Here is a 16404-nt window from a genome sequence, read left to right as displayed (position 1 = left end):
CCCTAAAAACTTATACAAAAAAATATAGTGTATAATTCATGCATTGTACAGTTTTATTTTTTGTACAACTTTATGTTTGATTATATTGGTAGTTAAGGTGTTATGGCATGAGCCAAATACAAGAAGAAAAAAAAGCGGGTTTTCCTATACGAGAGTTGAGTGCTCGAACTCAAGTGAACACAGTCACCTTGCGAGCATGGGAAAGACGATACGGTTTGTTAAAGCCACAGCGCTCGGAGAAAGGCCATCGCCTTTATTCAGAACAAGACGTCGCCACAATTGAAAAAGTACTGACCCTAATGGCCCGTGGTGTACCCATTGGCAAAGTAAAACCATTACTTAAAGAAGACATTACCCAAATAGAAGAAGAGGAAGTGTCAAATACATGGCAACCAGCGGTAGAGCAGCTGGTGGAATCGGTAGAGGCCTTATCCGTTACAAAAGTGGAAAGCCAACTGCAGCAGACTTTATCTAGTTACCCGATAGACATTGTGTTATCTCGCCTGATAGAACCAAGCTTCGCTGCTTTGTCCCATAAACAAGCCGCATCGGCCTTTATGGCCTTTTTAGAAAGTGAAGTGTACCGATACGTTGTCATGCGCCTGAATGCCAAGGTTACCAAAAGCAAAACCCAAACTAGCATTACCCTTATTTGTGGTAACCAAGCCCCCATGTGGCGATTGGCACTAGCGGCATTAGAACTGACAGACCTAGACCATAAAGTCTACTTGTTTGCCTTGCCGCTCACCATACCGACCGCTATAGAGTCGCTAAGCAAACTCAATGCGTCAAAAGTAGTGATATACCAAGACGGAACATGGAAGGATAATGAAGAGGCTTTATCTTCAAAGGCTTTAAAAGAAAGTGAACACTTGCTTTTATGTGGTACAGCACCAGATATATCAGGTTTTAAACAAACCGAAAGAGTGTTTGGAGACTTGAAGCAGCTGGTGGTTTTTTTTAAGTAACTATTCCGAGCGCATCTGGCATATTCTCGATTTCCAATGGCTGAGGTTTAGAATATCTGTCTAGTAAACATTTGTTAGCAATATTTTTGAAAAAATTAAAGTCAGAGTTTTAATATATAGTATGTATTTTTATATTTAACAGGGAGTTAGTAAAAAATGACTAAAGTCACAAGTTTGTTGAGCATAGTCTGCAACATCTTGATAAATCTGTGAATTTCGATCTGAGGAGTGTATAGCCGCATATTGTATTGCAGGTAATTTAGGCACAATATTAAGTACTTTCAATTGATTGTTTTCTATAAGTGAAGACATGGCGTTTAACGGTAAGTAAGTGATGCCAAACCCCGATAGGGTTAAGCCAATCTGAGTGATTAGGTTATGACTGATTAGCGTTTGAGAGGGGGCGCTTTTGTGCTGAGCAAGCCATTGGTCATAAATTAATCCAGTTCCTGAAGGTGTGCCTTGTGTTAACACATTGAATTGTGAAATATCTCTTAACTCAATAGTGTCTTTGTTTTCAGTGTAATCGGGCGTACACATCCATGCATTTTCGACCGTGCTAAGAGTGTGTATTTTGAAACGTAGGCTTTTTTGTACATCAGGAGCAATAATGAAATCGAGTAAGTCATTATCCATTTTTTCGAAGAGTACAGAGCTAAGTTCAACATGCGACTCAATTATAATTTTTGGATAATTCTGTTTAATTAAATTGACCAGATTGGGTAGCCAAGTCAATGCGGTTAATTCTGTTACCCCAATTCTAAAACGCTTATGCAAAACAGTTGGACTTGCCATACATTCAATTGTTTTGTCTCTTAATTCGATTAACTCTTTTGCCATGGGTAATAGCTCGTGACCTTTTTCGGTTAGTCGAGCCGACCGACGAGATCGGTCAAAAATAGACATACCAAAAATGACCTCTAGCTCATTAATCCTCTTTGAAACTGCAGACTGTGTCGTGTGTAATTTTTGGGCTGCTAACTCGAAATTTCCCAACTCTGAAATCCAATATAAGGCTTCCATTTGCTTGAATGTAATCATGTATTTCTCGTCTAAGTTGTACTTTTTAATACGTTTAAATTTGTATCTAAGAAAGCAATTTGAGGTAGTTTTTACCTAGAGGAATAGACCTATAAAAATTCCTTTATCAGTGATTGCAATGACGAATTTTTATAGAAAATACATTAAACAAGCCTATTCAGGCTGTCAATAAATTGCTTCTTACATATCCAAAAACGAAATATGTAAGCTAGCTGTACTTTAATGTCTGATGATCTTTAAGTAGATAAAGATATTTCAATAAATGTTCATTTGCACCCACTTTTGTTAACAAAAAGGAATGTTTCATCATTCCTATTATTCGCTTTTTTTATTTCTTTTTCTAAATAGACTGAGTTTAAGAATGTAAAGCTGCGTGAGGGTGTCTAATCGAATGCATGCTTTAACCTCTGTATTAATCAACAAGGTTTATTCATGAGTAAGATCTCCGAAATTACCGCAGGTGCGAGTTTAATTAATAAAAGTCTAATGGAAGAAGTGCGCTCTAAATTCCATTATGTAGATGAGTGCCCTTATGCTGGTAAACGTATCTATTTTGAAAGTGCTGGTGGATCACTGACATTAAAGTCTGTAGTTGAGCACTCTTCGATGTTAAGCGCTGTTCCAGATAACGAACACCGCAATAATCCGGCATCACTAGCCTTAACTAAGATTGTCTCAAAAGGGATAGAAGACCTTAAAACTTTCTTTGGAGCGAAAAGTGGCGTCGTATTTGGTGGAGAAACAGGCAGCGAGTGTCTTTTTCGGTTAGTGAGAAGTGCCTCAATGGCAGCTAGGTCAGGTGGCTCTATATTATCTAGTGCCGTTGAGCACCCATCAACCTACAGTGCTACTCAAATTTGGGCTAAAAACACAAATAGAGACTGGATTGACGTTCCTTTTAACACGCAAACCAGTGTCGTTAGCGCAGAAGATTATGCTGCTTTTGTTCGACCAGATACCCGTGTTGCTACTGTCATTCACACTAACCCAGTGACAGGCGTTGTAATGGATGTAAAAGCGATTGTCGATGCAATAAGAGCGATTGCACCCGAGTGTTTTATTATTGTTGATGGTATACAGCATGCACCGCATGGCTATCTTGATGTAGAAAGTTACGGTGCGGACGCTTATGTGCTGTCGTTATATAAGATGTATTCCAAATTCAATAATGGTTATGCATGGGTGTCTGAACGTATGAGTATCATTCCCCATGATAGGTTAATTGGTAAGCCGGATAGTGTTTGGGAACTAGGTAGTCGTGACCCATCTGCTTTGGTTGCAATTACAGAAGTGGTGAATTATTTAGCTTGGTTGGGAGGGCGCTTCACTCAAAAAACCAGTACTCGAGACCAATTACACGTCGCAGGAAAAATCATGCAGCATCACGAGCATGGATTAATTTCAACTCTTTTCAATGGTACTAAAAAATATACAGGCCTTCTTAATACTAAAGGCATCACGATGGTCGGTACAACAGATATTAAACAACGTGAAGGTGTCGTTGCTTTTAGTGTTGAAGGCTGGTCAGCAACTGATTTAGTGGCTTTGCTAGGCGAACGTGGAATACGAATTCATGCTCGCTCCAATGACCTTTATTCTGGAAATATTTTACGCCCACTGGGACTGGAATCTGTCGCAAGGGTTTCTTTTGCTCACTATAACACGCAAGAGGAAATTGAATTCTTTCTAGAGCAGCTTCTAGGAATTATAAAAAAATAGTTTGAAGATAATTGATAATCATATTAGGGGAAAAACAAATGTCTATACAGAGTACATTTTCGAAATTAGTGGTATCCGCTGCTATTGGTATCACCGCATCTATTAGTGCTACTGCGATTAATGCTGCTGAACCAAGTTATGTAACAATTGGAACAGGTGGTCAAACAGGTGTTTACTATGTTGTTGGTCAATCTATGTGTCGCCTTGTAAATCGTGACACGGATGAACATGGTATTAAATGTACGGCCCCCTCTACTGGTGGTTCAGTTGCAAATATTAATGCAGTTCGTCAAGGACAGCGTGATCTAGGTGTAGCCCAATCAGATTGGCAATATTACGCGCTAAACGGTACAAAACACACCTCTTTTATTGAGCAAGGCCCTTATAAAGATCTTCGTGCATTGTTTGCTATTCATGGTGAACCTTTCACTGTTGTTGCTCGAGCTGATTCTGGTGTAAAAACGTTTGATGATTTAGTAGGCAAGCGTGTGAACCTAAACAACCCAGGTTCTGGTACTCGTGGAACAATGGAAGTGATCATGGCTGAGAAGGGGTGGACGAACGACACTTTTAAGCTGGCTGCTGAGCTTAAGTCTTCCGAACAATCTCAAGCGCTATGTGATAATAAACTAGATGTTATTCTAGCAAACGTTGGTCATCCATCTGGTATGATCAAAGAAGCAACAACGTCTTGTGATACACGTATCATTCCTGTGACTGGTCCGGAGATAGATAAGCTAATTGCTGGTAATGACTTTTACGCTCCAGCTGTTGTGAAAGGTGGTCTTTATAACGGTAACGACAATGATGTGAAAACATTTGGTAATGCGGCAACAATGGTTTCCTCTGCAAAAGTAGATAACGAAACAGTTTATCAAGTTGTGAAAGCGGTTTTTGATAACTTTGATCGTTTCAAGCGTTTACATCCTGCATTCGCTAATCTAGAACCAAAAGATATGATTTCAAATGGCCTTTCTGCTCCATTGCATGATGGCGCTGTTCGTTATTACAAAGAACAAGGTTGGATGTAATTATCCCGTAGATTGAAAGAGACGCTTGAGCGTCTCTTTTTTTTGATTCATATGATTGTTATTTTAGGAGCTGTATATGGGAAGTATGTCTAAAAACCATACCGAAGTAGATGCGAAAGCATTAGAGGAGATGGTCGCCGCTAATGATACTGGTGCACGAGTACCAGTTGGATGGAGTGGTAAGTTATTACTTGGAGTCGCCTTATTCTGGTCTCTTTTTCAGCTCTGGATAGCATCGCCTTTACCATTTTATGATTGGCCGATGATTGGCAGCTTTGGTATTTTTAATGATACTGAAGTTCGTGCTATTCACTTAGCGTTTGCTATTTTTCTGGCTTTCACGGCTTATCCTGCCTTAGCAAGCTCTCCTCGCAATAAGATTCCTTTATATGATGTTGTATTGTGTTTAGTCGGCACCTTCTGTGCGTCCTACATTTTTATTTTCTACGATCAATTGTCTAGCCGACCAGGTTTGCCTATCGCCCAAGATCTGATGGTTTCTGCGGTTGGTTTATTATTATTACTCGAAGCTGCACGTCGTACTCTCGGACCGCCTTTAATGATCGTCGCGATTGTCTTCATTGTTTATTCCGTAGCTGGCCCTTACATGCCAGAAATAATTGCACATAAAGGTGTGACCCTAGCTGAATTAGCAGACCATCAGTGGATAACCACCGAAGGCGTATTTGGTATTGCCTTAGGTGTTTCTTCTAACTTTGTGTTTCTTTTTGTACTTTTTGGTGCTTTGTTAGACAAAGCTGGGGCTGGTAACTACTTTATTCAAGTAGCCTTTTCTCTACTGGGCCACATGCGTGGTGGTCCAGCTAAAGCGGCGGTTGTTTCATCTGGTCTAACAGGTCTCATTTCTGGCTCTTCCATTGCCAATGTTGTTACTACTGGTACTTTTACAATACCTATGATGAAGCGGGTTGGTTTTTCGTCCGAAAAAGCCGGAGCTGTTGAAGTCGCTTCTTCTGTTAATGGTCAAATCATGCCCCCAGTAATGGGTGCTGCTGCATTTTTGATGGTTGAATACGTAGGGATATCCTATGTTGACGTGATTACGCACGCTTTCTTACCTGCTTTGATTTCTTATATTGCACTTATCTATATCGTGCATTTAGAAGCATTAAAACTGGGCATGGAAGGCATGCCGCGTCGTGCTGCAATTAAGCCTTGGCATTTACGTTTGATTGGCGTGCTTAGTGGGTTTCTAGTGACAGTGGCCATTGCCGCCATTGTGTATTACGGAATTGGTTGGATAAAGCCTACATTCGGTGAATACGCGTTTACAATCATTGCTGTATTACTGCTTGCTGTGTATTTGTTTCTTCTGAAAGTGGCTTCAAAAGTACCTGATTTGTCTTTAGATGATCCAAATAAGCCTATGGTCGAATTGCCAGAAGTTGGTCGTACTGTTAAGTCAGGCTTACATTTCTTATTACCTGTGGTGCTCTTAGTTTGGTGTTTAATGGTAGAGCGTTTATCACCTGGTCTATCTGCCTTCTGGGCAACCGTTTTAATGATGATAATACTAGTGACTCAGCGTCCTATTCTGTCTTTCTTTCGTCAACAAAATAACTTTGCTGCTAAATGGAGTGAAGGCTTCAATGACTTAATAGATGGTTTAATTGTTGGTGCCCGAAACATGATAGGTATTGGAATTGCGACAGCGACGGCAGGTATTATTGTTGGTGCGGTTTCTCAAACGGGTGTGGGTTCTGTTTTAGCGGATTTGGTAGAGATTCTATCAATGGGCAACATATTGTTAATGTTGGTTCTAACGGCTGTACTAAGTTTGATTCTTGGAATGGGCTTGCCTACAACAGCGAATTACATTGTTGTGTCGTCTTTATTAGCGCCTGTTGTCGTTTCCTTGGGTCAAGAGTCTGGGTTAATTGTTCCTCTTATTGCAGTCCATTTGTTCGTTTTCTACTTCGGTATTATGGCCGATGTTACACCTCCGGTTGGGTTGGCTTCGTTTGCGGCGGCGGCAGTATCGGGTGGCGACCCTATTCGAACGGGTTTTGTTGCCTTTAACTACAGTTTACGAACCGCAGTATTACCATTCTTGTTTATCTTTAACACGGACTTATTGTTGATTGACGTTAGTTGGCTCGAGGGCATTCAAGTCTTTATTATTGCTACTGTAGCGATTCTGGTGTTCTCATCAGCCATGCAAGGCTACTTTATTATACGTAGTCGTTGGTATGAGTCATTGTTACTATTGTTGATTGCGTTTTCACTGTTTCGCCCAGGTTTCTGGATGGATCGTATAGAATCGCCTTACCAGCAAATATCACCTTCTGAGTTAGTTGAAAATGCTTATAATTTACAACTAGGCAATGAATTACGTTTATGGATTGAAGGTGAAGATAGTGTCGGTGATGCACGTTCATTCTTAATTAAGCTAACATTAAATGAAGGTGACAGCCTAATCTCTAGTGGTGTTGAATTGATCACTAGTGGCGGTAATGTCGTTGTTGACTTTGTTGGTTATGATAGTGTGGCTGAGCAGGCGGGATTGCAGTTTGATCAGATCATTACAGGGGTTGAAGTGCCTCAAGATCAACCACCAAAACAACTTATTTATTTACCTGTTTTAGCCTTGTTAGCATTGGTTATGGTAGCTCAACGTCGCCGTAGAGCTACCATTATAACGAGTAAATTAGCTTTGGCATCATCAGTTTCTTCCGCTCAACGCCGCAGTAGAATTAAAATGATAACGAGACGGCAAAAGCTTAAGTGACTCAAATAAATATGTCCATATCTTTAATGGATAGTAGAAAATGACTTTGTTGTAAGTTGCTTAGTTGTATGCAGAATAAGTAGAGGTGTATGTAAATGATACGCGTACGTAATTATTCCGCATAGAGTTATTCCATAACAGGTTTATTTTCTACAGAAATAAAAAAACCACCCGAAGGTGGTTTTTTTATTTGGTGTATCATAAGTACACCGACCTCATTTCAAAAAGTGCAAACCCTTTTAAAATCAAGCCTCTAATTGGTGGAAGCGGCGGGGATCGAACCCGCGTCCGTCAGTCCGCTGCCATCGGCTCTACATGCATAGTCACTTCTACTTTTTGACCACGAACCGCCCGAAGGACAGGGTGTTAATGGCGAGCCTACTTAATCTTAGAACCTTATCCCTAGGCGGGGCATCAGTTAGCATCTTGTAATTTATGATACTGCAGAGTCTCTGGCTACAAGCAACCTGAGGGCAGCACACTAGCAGGGGTTTAGGCTGCTAAAGCGTAGTTTTCGTCGTTTGCGACTATAAAATTGATACGGGGGATTTACGAGATCACGTATCACTCTCGACATGCACCTTTGGGTTTGTAACCGACGTCGAAACCATGTCGCCCCCAAAAAGTAACGCAATTCTAGCCCAAAGCATAAGCAGACGCTAGGAAAAGCTGATTAAACCTTGTGTTTCATTAAGCGTTCTTTGTCTCTTGACCAGTCTCTGTCACGTTCCGTGTCACGTTTGTCGTGGTCTTTCTTACCCGTTACTAGTGCAACTTCACATTTGATCTTATTGCCTTTCCAGTACAGGGCCATAGCCGCACAAGTTTTGCCTTTTTGTTCCGTGACTTGAATGATGCGATCAAGCTCTTTACGGTTCAAAAGCAATTTGCGCTGGCGCATAGGTTCGCACACTACATGGGTAGAGGCGCTAAGCAATGGGGTAATTCGGGCACCGACAAGCCAAGCTTCGTTTTGGTGGATGATGACAAACGAGTCAACCAGTTGCGCTTTGCCTTCACGAAGGCTTTTTACTTCCCATCCTGAGAGGACAAGTCCAGCTTCGAACTTTTGGTCAACAAAGTAGTCGTATTTGGCACGTTTATTGAGTGCAATAGTGCCTGTGCTGTTGGATTTTTTCTTTACTTTACTCATAGCCGAAAATTATACGGCTCATAACGAGAAAAACCTATGCTTTTCTTGAGGTATGTAGCTGAATGTTGGAAAATTCGCAGCCATTAATAAGGTTTTTAAGTTTGGTCAGATGTTAGCCTTGTTCGTGCTAGTCATTTTTCCTCTATTTTTCACTGCTATTTCTATTTTTAGAGCCGAGATTTATGTCCGAAACTCGATGTTTACAAGGTATTTGGTCAAGCCCATGGATCTTTATATTTGCTGCAAGTGGGGCGGCTGTCGGGTTAGGGAACATTTGGAAGTTTCCTTACGTATTAGGCGAAAATGGCGGTGGTGCGTTTCTCGTCGTCTATTGTTTATGTTTGTTACTGGTGGGCTTGCCTGTTCTTGTAGCAGAAGTCGCATTGGGGCGTACAGTTCGTTCTAACCCTATTGATACTGTTAACGATTTAAGTGAGCGCCATATATGTCACTCTGCTTGGGTCGTTGTGCCTTGGGTGGCCGGTATTACGGGCTTTTTGATTCTCGGTTTTTATAGTGTGATCGCCGGTTGGGCGATGGCCTACTTAGAGCGCGCCCTTTCTGGCGAATTCATGGGGATTACCTCGTCTGTCGCGATCAGCATGTTTGATGATTTAAAAGCCGATCCAACAGAAATGTTGCTATGGCATAGCATTTTTATGGTATTGGTGGTGTTAGTAGTAGGGCAATCCGTGACCCGTGGTTTGTCTACTGTAGTGAAAATTCTCATACCGACTTTATTACTTGCTTTGGTTTTGATGGCCGCTTATTCCTTCTCGATTGGTGATGTGCCTTCCACGCTGGATTTTATGTTTGCTTGGTCATGGCAGGACGTCACTTTTGATGTGGTCTTATCTGCCATTGGTATGGCTTTGTTTAGTTTAAGTATTGGTATGGGGGCGATGTTCTCCTACGGTGCATATATTAGCAAACACATGTCGATTGCACGGGCTTGTAGCATAGTAGTGGCATTTGATTTGATCGTCGCTGTGTTAGCTGGCTTGGTTATTTTTCCTCTGGTGTTTGAATCGCAAATTGATGTGCAATCAGGGCCAAGTTTGACCTTTGTGTCTTTGCCTATCATTTTTGGTAACTTGATTGGTGGTCAATTCTTCGCAGGTATCTTCTTTCTATTATTAGTGGTTGCGGCGCTGACATCGGCTATTTCTATGTTGGAGCTGTTTGTTGCTTGGTTGCATGAGCGATTTTATGTACCTCGTTTGAATGCGGCTTTCGTATTAGGGTTAGCAATTTGGTTTATTGGGGTGGCGGTATTGTTATCCTTTAACCATTGGGATACTGAGATAGTGTTTGGAATGAATTTCTTTGCGCTACTAGATAATGTAACGACTTATATTTTATTGCCCATTGGCGCCATATTACTGTCTGTTTTGATGGCTTGGTTTATGCCTCGTGATATGTTGCTTAATGAGATGATTACGAAGAACACTGACCACTTCCATTGGTGGTATAACGTATTGAAATACATAAGCATTCCTGCCTTGGTTGTGATTACACTAGCGGGATGGTTAGGAGCCTAATTTGAGTTATATAGAGCGTTTTGCCCACGTAAACTACAGTTGTGAGCAAATGTTTGATTTAGTGAACGATATTAATGCCTATCCAGAGTTTTTACCTGGTTGTTTAAGTGCCCGATTGATCTCGCAAACCTCCAGCGAAATTGTGGCGTCTTTAGATGTGGGAAAAGGCCCTGTCAGCCAGTCTTTTACGACGCGAAACTCGTTAGAGGCACCCCATAGGGTGGAGATGAACCTTGTCTCTGGGCCATTTAAAAAGTTACATGGCATTTGGACCTTTACGGAAATATCGCCAACCAGCTGCAAGATTATGCTGAGCATTGATTTTGAGTTGAGCGGCATGTTGAAATTTGCTTTTGGCGGCGTATTTAGTCAAGTGGCTAACGCTATGGTGGACTCTTTTAGTAAACGCGCTAAAGTGGTTTACGGCCAATAAGACGAAATAAGCAGACGAGATAAAACTATGAGAGTTGAAGTTGCCTACGCCGAGCCAGAAAAACAAAAGATTTTGGCGTTCGAAGTAGAAGAAGGCTGCACAGTACGTGATGCGGTGCGTCGCTCAAATATTACGACCTTTTTTCCTCATATTGATGTCGAAAATATTAAAGTAGGGATTTTCGGGAAAGCGGTTCGTAACCCTGAAGAGCAAATTCTGAAAGAAGGCGAGCGAGTAGAGTTGTATCGCGAATTGAAATATGACCCTAAACAAGCGAGAGCCAACCGCGCAGCGAAAAAATAGCGTATTACTAATTGGTAATACGCTATAAGCATTAGTTATTTTTAATTTGTGTTAAAGTGCCATTATTAAAGGTTAAAACTAGGTTATCACTGCCACTGGTTAATGTTTCTGGTGTAGCATGTTTAACACTGAACAAATAGTGCCACTCGTTGGGTTTGATAGTGTCTCGGATCATTGGGTTACCTAATAGGTAAATGACTTGAGATTCCGACATACCGATTTGTAACTGAGAAATTTGTTCCTCTGTGATAAGGTTTCCTTGCGGTACTGGAACCTTGTATGGTGGTGGAAATAAACTGCATGCGCTGAGTGATAAAGCGGCACATAAAATTAAAACTGTTTTTTTCATTGGTATCATCCTTACTCTGGTGTGCCTATGATAAAGTAATTATCAACAAGATCGAATAGAGAATGACTCATGACTAGCGAAAATCAAGAGCTAAAGAAAGCAGGACTCAAGGTAACTTTACCTAGAGTGAAAATTTTACAAATCCTTGAAAATGCCGGTGAGCGCCATATGAGTGCGGATGATGTGTATCGCACATTGTTAGATCAAGGAGAAGATGTTGGTTTGGCAACGGTTTACCGTGTGTTAACTCAGTTTGAAACAGCGGGTTTGGTTCAGCGTCACCACTTCGAAGCAGGTACTGCGGTATTTGAGCTAGCGAAGGGCGACCACCATGACCATATGATCTGCCTAGACTCAGGTAAAGTGATTGAGTTTGTTGATCCAGTAATCGAAAAACGTCAGCATGAAATTGCTGAAGAATACGGTTACGAGATTGAAGATCACAGTTTGATCATTTACGTGCGACCTAAGAAAAAGTAAGCCTTTTACTTAGAGTGCAAAGAATTCGAAAAGGGGTAAGCCGAATGGCTTGACCCCTTTTTTGTTGACTGTTTTTTTATGGAATTAAGGCGAACAACAAGCCTTATTTATTGTAGCTGAACGTTCCCTAGCATTTCTCTGGCATGGGCTAGGGTTTGCTCTGTTAGTTCTAAACCACCCAATAAACGAGCAATTTCTTGCGTTCTATCTTGCTCTTGCAATAGATCGACTTTAGAAGAGGTGGCTTCGTTGGCGACCTTCTTGCTGACTCTAAGGTGCTGGTTACCCTGTGCTGCTACTTGCGCCAAATGGGTGACACAGAAGACTTGCCCGCGCTTACCAACGGAACGCAACATACGACCAACCACTTCCGCAATTCCACCACTAATACCAACATCCACTTCATCGAAGACAAGGGTCGGAATGATTGAGGTATGTGCAGTAACCACTTGAATGCCTAAACTGATACGAGATAACTCACCACCTGATGCGACTTTGCGTAATGGCTGAGCGGGTTGCCCGGGGTTAGAAGCAATCATGAATTCGATGTCTTCAAAGCCATTAGCTGTCACTTGGTTGAGTGGTTGGCATTGTATAAAGAAGCCAGCATGGGGCATGCCTAAACCATGAATTTGCTCTTCCACTTTTTTGGCGAGATCGTCTTTTGCTGTAATTCTCTTCTCAGTTAGCAAAGTGGCGAGAGCGGTCAGCTGTTCGTAGGCTTGCTCTTCTTTCTCTTTTAGCGATTCTAGGCTTTCACCGCTGCCTTGTAATTCGTCTAGTTGTCCTTCCACATCAGCTTGCAGCATGAGTAAGGCTTCGGGCAGTACTCTGTGTTTGCGCGCTGTGTCATAAATTTCGGATAAACGTTGGTCAACTTCCATAAGACGTTCGGGGTTTTGTTCTAGTGTATCTTGGTAATGGCGAAGGCTATCTGCGGCTTCTTCAGCTTGTATTAAAGCCACATTCATCATTTCTAAAGCGCTTTCTAGCTCTTTTGTCGCTGGGCTAATTTGGCTGGCACTACTAATGGCTTGGTTTAGTAGGGAGCAGACATTGCCTTCTTCACCATCTGTCAGTAGCCCACTTGCTTGATAAGCTTTGAGTTGTGAATCGGCAATGTTGGATAGAAAAGCTTGTTCGGTTTCTAGTTGCTCTATTTCGTTTTCTTTTAAACCAAGGCGCTGAAGCTCTTGTGCTTGGTAATTAAGTAGCTGCAATTTTGCATCGCGCTCAGAGGAACGATTCTGTAAGGCAGATAGCTCGTCTTTAATGTTACGCCATTGGCTAAATTGTTGGCTCACTTGTTTGCTTAGCTCGGTGAGTTGCCCGTATTCATCGAGCAGTTGTCTTTGCGCATTTTTTTTAAGTAGCGACTGATGCTCGTGCTGACCGTGAATGTCCACAAGGTGACTACCAACGTCTTTTAAGTCACTTAGTGTGCAAGGTCGGCCATTGATATAGCCTTTAGAGCGGCCTTCTTTACTGATGACACGACGCAGAATGCAATGCTGGTCGTGTTCTAAATCTCTTTCTTCTAGCCATGCTTGAACGTGAGGGTAGTTTTGAATATCAAAACTGGCACTTATATCGGCCTTTTTCTCCCCATGACGTACCACTGACGCATCCACACGGTTCCCCAAACAAATGGATAGGGCATCGACCATGATGGATTTCCCTGCGCCGGTCTCCCCTGAAATCACAGTCATGCCTTTTTTGAACTCAAGCTCTAATGAATCAACAATGGCGAAGTTGGATATGGTGATACTCGTCAGCATACTAGTCTCCAAGAATGAGAAAAATTTATATGGTTATTTATACAGTACTTTTCTGTTTTTTGACAAGACCCAAAATTAAATTTAATTCCCTTAAAATTAATGCGGTTTTAGTGTTGAAAGGCAAAAAGCCATCCCCATATAAGCAGCACAGAGAATGAATTGTTTCTGTTATTTGGAGTGCAAAAATGAGTGAAGATCAAAAAAATTCTAATTTAGATGCGGAGCAAGATGTGACAAGCGAAGCGCAAAACGAAGCGGTAGAAGAGCTTTTAGAACCAGAAGCAGAGCTTCTAGGTGAAGAAAATGAAGAATTGGCTAAGGCCCTAGAAGAAGCGGCTAAATACAAAGAAGCTGCACTTCGTGCCCAAGCTGACGCACAAAACGTACGTCGTCGTGCAGAACAAGATGTTGAAAAAGCCCACAAGTTTGGCGTAGAGAAATTCGCTAAAGCTGTCTTGAATGTGGCTGATAACCTTGAGCGTGCATTGGCTTCTACACCAGCAACGGATGAACCAGATCTTATTCGTGAAGGTGTTGAGCTGACATTAAAAGATTTGATTGAAAACTTGGCGCGTTTCGATGTGGCAGTTGTTGATCCACATGGCGAACCATTCAACCCAGATCTACACCAAGCGATGACTATGGTGCCGAATCCAGAACTAGAACCGAACACTGTTATGGATGTGGTTCAGAAAGGTTATACCTTGCATGGACGTCTTTTACGCCCAGCAATGGTGGTGGTTTCAAGCGCAGCATAATAGATTGTCATTTTTTTGACACTGGCGCTTGAAATGCTCTGAAGCGTACCCAAATACAGAATTATTACTGAAATAAACGAAATTATTGGAGAACAACAATGGGTAAAATCATTGGTATTGACTTAGGTACAACAAACTCTTGTCTTGCAGTATTGGATGGCGAAAAAGCTCGCGTTATTGAAAATGCTGAAGGCGATCGCACCACTCCTTCTATCGTCGCTTTTGCTGATGACGGTGAAGTTCTAGTAGGTCAATCTGCTAAGCGTCAAGCGGTAACTAACCCAAACAACACTTTGTTTGCTGTTAAGCGTTTGATCGGTCGTCGCTTCCAAGACGACGTAGTACAAAAAGACATCTCTATGGTGCCTTACAAAATCGTAGCAGCTGAAAACGGCGATGCTTGGGTAGAAGTGAAAGGCGAGAAGAAAGCGCCACCACAAATCTCTGCTGAAGTTCTTAAGAAAATGAAGAAGACTGCAGAAGACTTCTTGGGTGAGACGGTTTCTGAAGCGGTTATCACGGTTCCTGCTTACTTTAATGACTCTCAGCGTCAAGCAACAAAAGATGCTGGTAAGATCGCAGGTCTTGATGTTAAGCGTATCATCAACGAGCCAACAGCAGCAGCTTTGGCATACGGCCTAGATAAAAACGCAGGCGACTCTACTATCGCTGTATATGACCTTGGTGGTGGTACTTTCGATATCTCTATCATCGAAATCGCTGACGTAGATGGTGAGAAGCAATTTGAAGTATTGTCTACAAACGGTGACACTTTCCTAGGTGGTGAAGATTTCGATATGCGTGTTATCGAATTCTTAGCAGCAGAGTTCAAGAAAGAAACTGGTATCGATCTACACAACGATCCACTAGCTCTTCAGCGTTTGAAAGAAGCGGGTGAGAAAGCGAAAGTTGAGTTGTCTTCAGCAGCACAAACGGAAGTTAACCTTCCTTACATCACAGCTGATGCAACAGGACCTAAACACTTAAATGTTAAATTGACTCGCTCTAAGCTTGAGTCTTTGGTTGAAGAATTAGTAGTTAACTCTTTGGCTCCATGTCGCCAAGCATTGAAAGATGCTGATCTAAGTGCTTCTGACATTGACGAAGTTATCTTGGTTGGTGGTCAAACTCGCATGCCTTTAGTACAAGCTAAAGTATCTGAGTTCTTCGGCAAAGAGCCTCGTAAAGACGTAAACCCTGATGAAGCGGTAGCAATTGGTGCTTCTATCCAAGGTGCGGTACTTGCGGGTGACGTAAAAGACGTTCTTCTTCTAGACGTAACTCCACTGTCTCTAGGTATCGAGACAATGGGTGGCGTGATGACGGCTCTTATCGAGAAAAACACAACGATTCCTACTAAGAAATCGCAAACTTTCTCTACAGCAGAAGACAACCAGAGTGCAGTAACGATTCACGCAGTACAGGGTGAGCGTAAGCAAGCGTCTCAGAACAAATCTCTAGGTCGTTTCGACTTGGCTGAGATTCCACCTGCGCCACGCGGTGTGCCTCAAATCGAAGTTAGCTTCGACATCGATGCCAACGGTATCTTGAGTGTATCTGCGAAAGATAAAGCGACAGGCAAAGAACAGTCTATCGTCATTAAAGCCTCTTCTGGTCTAAGTGATGAAGAAGTAGAAAAAATGGTTCAGGATGCGGAAGCGAATGCGGAAGAAGACCGTAAGTTTGAAGAGCTTGTACAAGTTCGTAACACAGCTGACGGCATGATCCACGCGACTCGCAAGACTTTGACTGATGCTGGTGATAAAGCAACAGAAGAAGAGAAAACAGCGATTGAAGCTGCGATCACTGAACTTGAAGAAGCTTTGACTTCAAACGATAAAGAGAAAATCGAAGAGAAGACAACAGCATTGACTCAAGCTTCTGGTTCTTTGGCTCAGAAAATGTACGCTGAAGCGGAAGCCGCAGGTGCAGAACAGCCAGCGGGTGCTGAGCAAGCTGGACCTCAAGATGACGCTGTAGATGCTGAATTCGAAGAAGTGAAAGACGACAAAAAATAAGTGCTAAAACGCTTATTATGATGGCTCCCTTCCTAGGGAGCTGTTTCCAGAAAAGCACGGTTTTAGCACCGTGCTTTGCTGTT

14 protein-coding genes and 1 other RNA gene are annotated in these 16404 nt (G+C 42.1%); 10 read left to right on the top strand and 5 right to left on the bottom strand.

The genetic code is table 11. The features are described 5' to 3' along the window. The first annotated feature begins 107 nt into the window (after window positions 1-107). Window positions 108-968: a MerR family transcriptional regulator gene (locus OFY17_RS12380; RefSeq protein WP_263531045.1), complete on the top strand. Its 861-nt coding sequence runs from the start codon at window positions 108-110 to the stop codon at window positions 966-968. Window positions 969-1103: 135 nt separating this feature from the next. On the opposite strand, the gene OFY17_RS12375 is transcribed toward OFY17_RS12380, so the two are convergent. After that, window positions 1104-2009, bottom strand: a complete 906-nt coding sequence (locus tag OFY17_RS12375; protein ID WP_263531044.1) for a LysR family transcriptional regulator — start codon at window positions 2007-2009, stop codon at window positions 1104-1106. Between the two features lie 432 nt (window positions 2010-2441). Here OFY17_RS12375 and OFY17_RS12370 point away from each other — a divergent pair, with 432 nt between their 5' ends. The 3 genes from OFY17_RS12370 (at window position 2442) to OFY17_RS12360 (ending at window position 7508) form a co-directional block, all read left to right on the top strand. Further along, entirely contained in the window at window positions 2442-3728 is a 1287-nt protein-coding gene (locus OFY17_RS12370; protein WP_263531043.1) for an aminotransferase class V-fold PLP-dependent enzyme, read from the top strand. A gap of 38 nt (window positions 3729-3766) precedes the next feature. After that, window positions 3767-4759 carry a TAXI family TRAP transporter solute-binding subunit gene (locus tag OFY17_RS12365; protein ID WP_263531042.1) on the top strand — a complete coding sequence of 331 codons (993 nt, stop codon included), beginning with the start codon at window positions 3767-3769 and terminating at the stop codon, window positions 4757-4759. A gap of 76 nt (window positions 4760-4835) precedes the next feature. After that, a complete protein-coding gene (locus tag OFY17_RS12360) occupies window positions 4836-7508 on the top strand; it encodes a TRAP transporter permease (protein ID WP_407659441.1) in 2673 nt (890 codons plus the stop codon). A 258-nt stretch (window positions 7509-7766) separates the two neighbouring features. On the opposite strand, the gene ssrA is transcribed toward OFY17_RS12360, so the two are convergent. Together ssrA and smpB are read right to left on the bottom strand one after the other, a co-directional pair. Next, window positions 7767-8128: a transfer-messenger RNA gene (gene ssrA, locus OFY17_RS12355) on the bottom strand. 53 nt (window positions 8129-8181) lie between these two features. Then, window positions 8182-8661 carry an SsrA-binding protein SmpB gene (gene smpB / locus OFY17_RS12350; protein WP_263531041.1) on the bottom strand — a complete coding sequence of 160 codons (480 nt, stop codon included), beginning with the start codon at window positions 8659-8661 and terminating at the stop codon, window positions 8182-8184. Between the two features lie 182 nt (window positions 8662-8843). Here smpB and OFY17_RS12345 point away from each other — a divergent pair, with 182 nt between their 5' ends. Genes OFY17_RS12345 through OFY17_RS12335 form a run of 3 tightly spaced genes read left to right on the top strand, consistent with a single transcriptional unit; the run spans window position 8844 to window position 10938 of the window. Continuing rightward, a complete protein-coding gene (locus OFY17_RS12345; protein WP_263531040.1) occupies window positions 8844-10202 on the top strand; it encodes a sodium-dependent transporter in 1359 nt (452 codons plus the stop codon). Between the two features lies 1 nt (window position 10203). Continuing rightward, window positions 10204-10635, top strand: a complete 432-nt coding sequence (locus OFY17_RS12340; protein ID WP_263531039.1) for a type II toxin-antitoxin system RatA family toxin — start codon at window positions 10204-10206, stop codon at window positions 10633-10635. Window positions 10636-10662: 27 nt separating this feature from the next. Beyond that, complete coding sequence (locus tag OFY17_RS12335) at window positions 10663-10938, top strand: RnfH family protein (protein WP_263531038.1); 276 nt, start codon at window positions 10663-10665, stop codon at window positions 10936-10938. A gap of 31 nt (window positions 10939-10969) precedes the next feature. Here OFY17_RS12335 and OFY17_RS12330 read toward each other — a convergent pair whose 3' ends face one another. Further along, complete coding sequence (locus OFY17_RS12330; protein ID WP_263531037.1) at window positions 10970-11287, bottom strand: outer membrane protein assembly factor BamE; 318 nt, start codon at window positions 11285-11287, stop codon at window positions 10970-10972. 69 nt (window positions 11288-11356) lie between these two features. Between OFY17_RS12330 and fur the strand changes: the two genes are divergently transcribed. Beyond that, the gene (gene fur / locus OFY17_RS12325; RefSeq protein WP_263531036.1) at window positions 11357-11767 is read left to right on the top strand and encodes a ferric iron uptake transcriptional regulator; all 411 of its coding nucleotides are present in this window, start codon (window positions 11357-11359) and stop codon (window positions 11765-11767) included. Window positions 11768-11874: 107 nt separating this feature from the next. On the opposite strand, the gene recN is transcribed toward fur, so the two are convergent. After that, the gene (recN, locus tag OFY17_RS12320) at window positions 11875-13545 is read right to left on the bottom strand and encodes a DNA repair protein RecN (RefSeq protein ID WP_263531035.1); all 1671 of its coding nucleotides are present in this window, start codon (window positions 13543-13545) and stop codon (window positions 11875-11877) included. A 185-nt stretch (window positions 13546-13730) separates the two neighbouring features. Between recN and grpE the strand changes: the two genes are divergently transcribed. After that, on the top strand, window positions 13731-14303 hold the full coding sequence (grpE, locus tag OFY17_RS12315; protein WP_263531034.1) for a nucleotide exchange factor GrpE: 573 nt from the start codon (window positions 13731-13733) through the stop codon (window positions 14301-14303). A gap of 98 nt (window positions 14304-14401) precedes the next feature. Beyond that, window positions 14402-16321, top strand: coding sequence for a molecular chaperone DnaK (gene dnaK / locus OFY17_RS12310; RefSeq protein WP_263531033.1), 1920 nt, complete (start codon window positions 14402-14404; stop codon window positions 16319-16321). Window positions 16322-16404 lie beyond the last annotated feature (83 nt).

Source organism: Marinomonas sargassi, assembly GCF_025716875.1.
Classification (GTDB): Bacteria; Pseudomonadota; Gammaproteobacteria; order Pseudomonadales; family Marinomonadaceae; genus Marinomonas; species Marinomonas sargassi.
Note: the sequence above shows the minus strand (reverse complement) of the source record. Positions and strands in the feature narration are given on the sequence as shown.